5 protein-coding genes and 1 pseudogene are annotated in these 5,152 nt (G+C 38.1%); 4 read left to right on the top strand and 2 right to left on the bottom strand.

Annotation, left to right across the window (positions count from 1 at the left end):
• Positions 1-209 precede the first annotated feature (209 nt).
• The 3 genes and pseudogenes from DXB52_RS14685 (at position 210) to DXB52_RS14675 (ending at position 1,132) form a co-directional block, all read left to right on the top strand.
• The gene (locus tag DXB52_RS14685) at positions 210-365 is read left to right on the top strand and encodes a hypothetical protein (RefSeq protein WP_181988778.1); all 156 of its coding nucleotides are present in this window, start codon (positions 210-212) and stop codon (positions 363-365) included.
• A gap of 241 nt (positions 366-606) precedes the next feature.
• Positions 607-693, top strand: a pseudogene (locus tag DXB52_RS14680) (type II toxin-antitoxin system HicA family toxin); the annotation flags it as partial.
• Positions 694-721: 28 nt separating this feature from the next.
• The gene (locus DXB52_RS14675) at positions 722-1,132 is read left to right on the top strand and encodes a type II toxin-antitoxin system HicB family antitoxin (protein WP_117539355.1); all 411 of its coding nucleotides are present in this window, start codon (positions 722-724) and stop codon (positions 1,130-1,132) included.
• Positions 1,133-1,169: 37 nt separating this feature from the next.
• Here DXB52_RS14675 and DXB52_RS14670 read toward each other — a convergent pair whose 3' ends face one another.
• On the bottom strand, positions 1,170-1,742 hold the full coding sequence (locus DXB52_RS14670; protein WP_118107934.1) for a TetR/AcrR family transcriptional regulator C-terminal domain-containing protein: 573 nt from the start codon (positions 1,740-1,742) through the stop codon (positions 1,170-1,172).
• Between the two features lie 304 nt (positions 1,743-2,046).
• Here DXB52_RS14670 and DXB52_RS14665 point away from each other — a divergent pair, with 304 nt between their 5' ends.
• Complete coding sequence (locus DXB52_RS14665) at positions 2,047-3,411, top strand: radical SAM/SPASM domain-containing protein (protein WP_118107932.1); 1,365 nt, start codon at positions 2,047-2,049, stop codon at positions 3,409-3,411.
• A 368-nt stretch (positions 3,412-3,779) separates the two neighbouring features.
• On the opposite strand, the gene DXB52_RS14660 is transcribed toward DXB52_RS14665, so the two are convergent.
• Positions 3,780-5,009: an argininosuccinate synthase gene (locus tag DXB52_RS14660; RefSeq protein ID WP_118107930.1), complete on the bottom strand. Its 1,230-nt coding sequence runs from the start codon at positions 5,007-5,009 to the stop codon at positions 3,780-3,782.
• Positions 5,010-5,152 lie beyond the last annotated feature (143 nt).

Here is a 5,152-nt window from a genome sequence, read left to right as displayed (position 1 = left end):
ATATTTAGAAAAATTAATATTTTTGCTGAAGAGGTGATTGATAAAGAGAAGTCAATATTTCAAGGGTAGTAAGAAATGACGTAGATAGTAGCGATGTTTGAAAATATATACCTTGTGGCAAGATTTTATAAGTATCTAATATGGTAATGTGAAAAAGAAACTATGGTAATCTTTGTCTGCGTGAAAGATTTAGTAAATACTTAAAAAACTTGGTATTTACCTGTTCAGACGGTTCGCCAGTTTATTATTACAACGTCAATAGTGCAATCAACGACTATGTAGCAAAAATAAATGTAATAGAGATTGAACTGGCAAAAGAAGAAAAGAAAAAAGAAGAAGTAGCCGAACTGAAAATATTGGCTTAAACTTGGAGTAAAAATGGAGTAAATCAGAAGATAGATAGCGAAAAACAGCGTAAAATCAATGTTTTCAAGTGGATATAAATATTGTAATGAAATAATTAAAAAACGAGAAATGGCGCAGATGGTAGAGATATTGTCTGCGTTATTTTTGTTGTTTAAGTTTATGATTTCATAGTTCTTAACATAATATTGATACGTAAAAACACGTTGACACACGTATTTTTACGTAGTAAAATATAAATATGATAAGACAGTAATTGTTCCTTATCACTCCAAGGACTTGAAAAAAGGATTGGAGCAGGCAATACTTAAACAGGCAGGGCTTAGATAGTCCTGTCGCTTGAAAGAGAGGTTATTTGATGAAGAATAGATTATTTTATCCAGCTGTTTTTCATAAAGCAGAAGAAGGCGGTTTCTGGGTTAGCTTTCCAGATTTTCCTGAATGCATGACACAGGGCGATAGCATGGATGAAGCATATGAAATGGCGATAGATGCATTAGGTTTGTCATTGTCCAGTATAGAAGATGAAGGAACTGATATCCCAAAAGCATCAGAATTTGAAACGGTGGATCCTGAAGATGGGATTTTGGTAATTATAGAATTTGATATGGCAGAGTATCGGAGAAAGCACAGATCAAAGGCTGTAAAAAAGACGCTCAGTATTCCAGAATGGTTAAATGAAGCGGCTATTCGAGAGAATCTTAATTTCTCTCAGATTCTTCAAGAAGCGCTTATGATGAAATTAGGAGTAAATGGAAGACAGCGGTAATATGTCTAAAAATTGTTCCTAATCCCTTTGTGTATTATCAAATCCTTGGATGTTCCACAAGATCAAATGCAGAGTTATGAATCAGATAATCATAAGCAGCTGCAATCTCTTCCGGGGTATATGTGATATCATGCATGATCGCATATTTTACAGAATCTGCGAGCCCAAAGGTATAAAAGCGTGCAATCGTCTCGCGGCTGAGTATCTGGAGCTTCGCAGGTGATTTCAATGGATATTTGTTTAATAATCTAAGCAATGTATCATAAATAAATTGGAACATCAGATGATCGAAGGAGTTAGGACCTTCGATCAAATAAAGTCTCTTATAAAATTCTTTGTCTTTAGAAAGACAGGTGAAAAGAAGACGGAGAAGATCGTCTTCCATGTCATTTTCAATCAGTACCCGGATTTTATCTTTGATTTCTTTTTCGAAGATATATTCGAGAATTTCATATTTGTCCTGAAAATGTTTATAAAAAGTCGGACGGATTACATTAGCTCCGTCGGTAATCATCTTAACTGTAATCTTTTCAAAAGGCATCTTCATAATAAGTTCTTTGAAAGAGAGTGTCAGCAGGTCTTTTGTCAGTTCTTTTTTCTCTTCTGTCATTTGTTCAAATCCTTTCTACAATGGAAATATTATACCATAAAAAAGAGAATGTGATTAAAAAAGTTTCTAAGATTGATAGTTCTTTAACATGACTTTTCAAGAACATAGTGTTGAAATTTCTTGATATTTCGGCTACATTTCACATGATTTGTAGCCAAAAAAGAACAACAAAAAGAAAATGTTCAAACCACAGCACATTCAAAAAAATCTGAATCTTACATGAAAAAAAGGAAAATGCTAAAGTATGGAATAATAGCTTATACTTAAGAAAGGTTCCTTGAAAAGTAAGGAAAAGGTGAAAAAAATGGCAGGATTAAAATTTCAGGCAGAAAGAGCAGCATTTGGTTTGGCAGCAGATAAAGTACTTAAATATATGAACAAGACAGATGATAGAACGAAAGCACTTCTTAAGCTTGTAGATCTTACAGAAAATTTTGCAAAAGATCGTTTCCAGCCAGGGTCTTATGAAGCTGCAAGAAAGATGATTCAGGATCCGGACAACAAATGGGTTCAGTATCTGAACAGACTTTTTGATGAAGTAGATCCGCATGTCCTTAAGACAACAGCATTAAATCTTGGATTTGACGCAATGCTTTATGGAACAAAGTTAATGCACGAGTCACGTGAAAAATATCAGTGTAACATTCCATGGCTGATTCTGATGGACCCAACCAGCGCATGTAATCTGAAATGTACCGGATGCTGGGCAGCAGAGTACGGACATCTTTTGAATCTTTCTTTTGAAGATATGGATCGTGTGATCACACAGGGAAAAGAACTTGGAATTTATCTTTATATGCTGACAGGCGGAGAGCCTCTCGTGAGAAAGAAAGATGTCATCCGTTTGTGCGAGAAACACAACGACTGCGTATTCCACGCATTTACAAACGGAACACTTGTAGATGATGAGTTCTGCCAGGAGATGCAGCGTGTTGGTAATCTGTCATTGTCCATCAGTCTGGAAGGATACGAGGAAGTCAACGACGGACGCCGTGGAAAAGGCGTTTATCAGAAAGTTATGCATGCAATGGATCTTTTGAAAACATACGGCTTGATTTTTGGAACATCAATCTGCTATACACGCGCTAATATTGATACAGTAACATCCGACAAATTCCTTGATATGATTATTGAAAAAGGATGTCGTTATGCATGGTATTTCCACTACATGCCGGTTGGAAATGATGCAGCACTGGATCTGCTTCCAACAAAAGAGCAGAGAGAATACATGTATCACCGCATCCGTGAGATCCGTGGATTGACAGGTGGAAAACAGCTCTTTGCATTCGATTTCCAGAATGATGGAGAGTTTGTAGGAGGATGTATTGCCGGCGGAAGAAATTACTTCCATATTAATGCAAATGGAGATGCAGAGCCATGTGTATTTGTTCATTATTCAAGTGCAAATATTAAAGAAGTAAGCGTTCTTGATGCATTACGCCAGCCACTGTTTATGGCTTACCATAACAATCAGCCATTTAACAACAATCATCTGCGTCCGTGCCCAATGCTCGAAAACCCGGAAAAACTGCAGCAGATGGTACACGAAACCGGCGCAAAATCAACAGACCTACAGTCCCCGGAAAGTGTAGAACATCTCTGCGGAAAATGCGAACATTATGCCAAAGAGTGGAGAACAAAAGCAGACGAACTTTGGGGAAAGAAATAATTTCGGAAACATAATCGTAGTCGATAACGTTTCTTTTTCACTTTACGTTTTGATGGTCGTATTTGTTTTCTGGATTCACTCCGATTGGAACAGAAATTTTTATTTTGAGTTATGTGAGCAAGGACAGTACTACTGTTGCCATAGGCACATGTAAGGCAGGAGCGTTCCGAATACACTTTGTTCAGTATGTTAATAAGAGCCAGAACAGGCACCACACACGGTAACTGTTCTGGCTCTTATGTTACATACTTTCAAAGGGATGAGGTAGAGCGGGCCGGTGCCCATGGTAATAGTAGGGCTGTCCTTGCGTATCATTCTAATGAAAGTATTCGATTTAATTGTATGAATCCAAGTTCAACAAATTCCTCTTACTTCTTCTGTGATTCTACTTCCTGCATTTTCATAGCACGAACTTTCAGAGGAAGTCCGAACAGGTTGATGAATCCGTCAGCGTCATGATGATCATACAGATCTCCTGTTGTGAAGCTTGCAAGGGATTCGCTGTACAGTGAGTATGGAGATGTCTCTCCGGAACGGATGATATTTCCTTTATAGAGACGGAACTTAACTTCTCCTGTTACATACTGCTGTGTAACATCAACAAATGCCTGGATTGCTTCACGAAGTGGTGTATACCATTTTCCTTCGTATACGATCTGAGCAAATTTATTTCCAAGATCTTTCTTAACTTCATATGTAGCACGATCGAGAACGAGCTCTTCAAGCTGGTCATGTGCTTCCATAAGGATTGTTCCACCAGGAGTCTCGTAAACACCACGTGATTTCATTCCAACAACACGGTTCTCAACGATATCAACGATTCCGATTCCATGTTTTCCTCCGAGACGGTTCAGTTCTGTGATGATTTCAGAAACTTTCATCTCTTTTCCGTTTACGCTCTTTGGAACACCTGCTTCAAATGTCATTGTAACGTATTCATCTTTGTCTGGTGCTTTCTCTGGTGTTGTGCTCAGCACGAGAAGATCATCGTAGTTTGGCTCATTTGCCGGATTCTCAAGTTCAAGTCCTTCATGGCTGATGTGCCACAGGTTACGGTCACGGCTGTAGCTGTGCTTTGCGTCAAATGGAAGATCAATTCCATGAGCTTTACAATAATCGATCTCGTCTTCACGGGACTGCATTGTCCATACATCTGTCATACGCCATGGAGCGATGATCTTGATGTCCGGAGCAAGAGCTTTGATACCAAGCTCGAAACGGATCTGGTCATTTCCTTTTCCTGTTGCACCGTGACAGATTGCAACAGCGCCTTCTTTACGTGCAATCTCAACCAGTTTTTTAGCGATTGCCGGACGAGCCATGGAAGTTCCGAGAAGGTATTTGTTCTCATAAACAGCTCCGGCCTTTACACAAGGAACGATGAAGTCATCACAGAATTCATCAATGATATTTTCAATATATAATTTAGAAGCTCCGGAAAGTTTTGCTCTTTCATCCAGGCCATCCAGTTCTTCTCCCTGTCCACAATCGATGCAACAGCAGATAACGTCATAGTTAAATGTTTCTTTCAGCCACGGGATGATTGCTGTAGTATCAAGACCACCTGAATATGCTAATACAACTTTTTCTTTACTCATTTTATTGCCTCCTAAATGTATTTTTATAAATTTCTGTTTCCTCAGTTTCTTGAGTTCTAAAGTTTGCCGCTTTAATAAGCTAAAACCTACTATACACCACATTTTTATAATTTATGCAAGTATTATTTTTGAAAAAAATGAAT

Source organism: Ruminococcus sp. OM04-4AA (assembly GCF_003462585.1).
Classification (GTDB): domain Bacteria; phylum Bacillota; class Clostridia; order Lachnospirales; family Lachnospiraceae; genus Mediterraneibacter; species Mediterraneibacter faecis.
The sequence above is the reverse complement of the archived record's forward strand: the minus strand, read 5'-3'. Positions and strand labels throughout refer to the sequence as shown.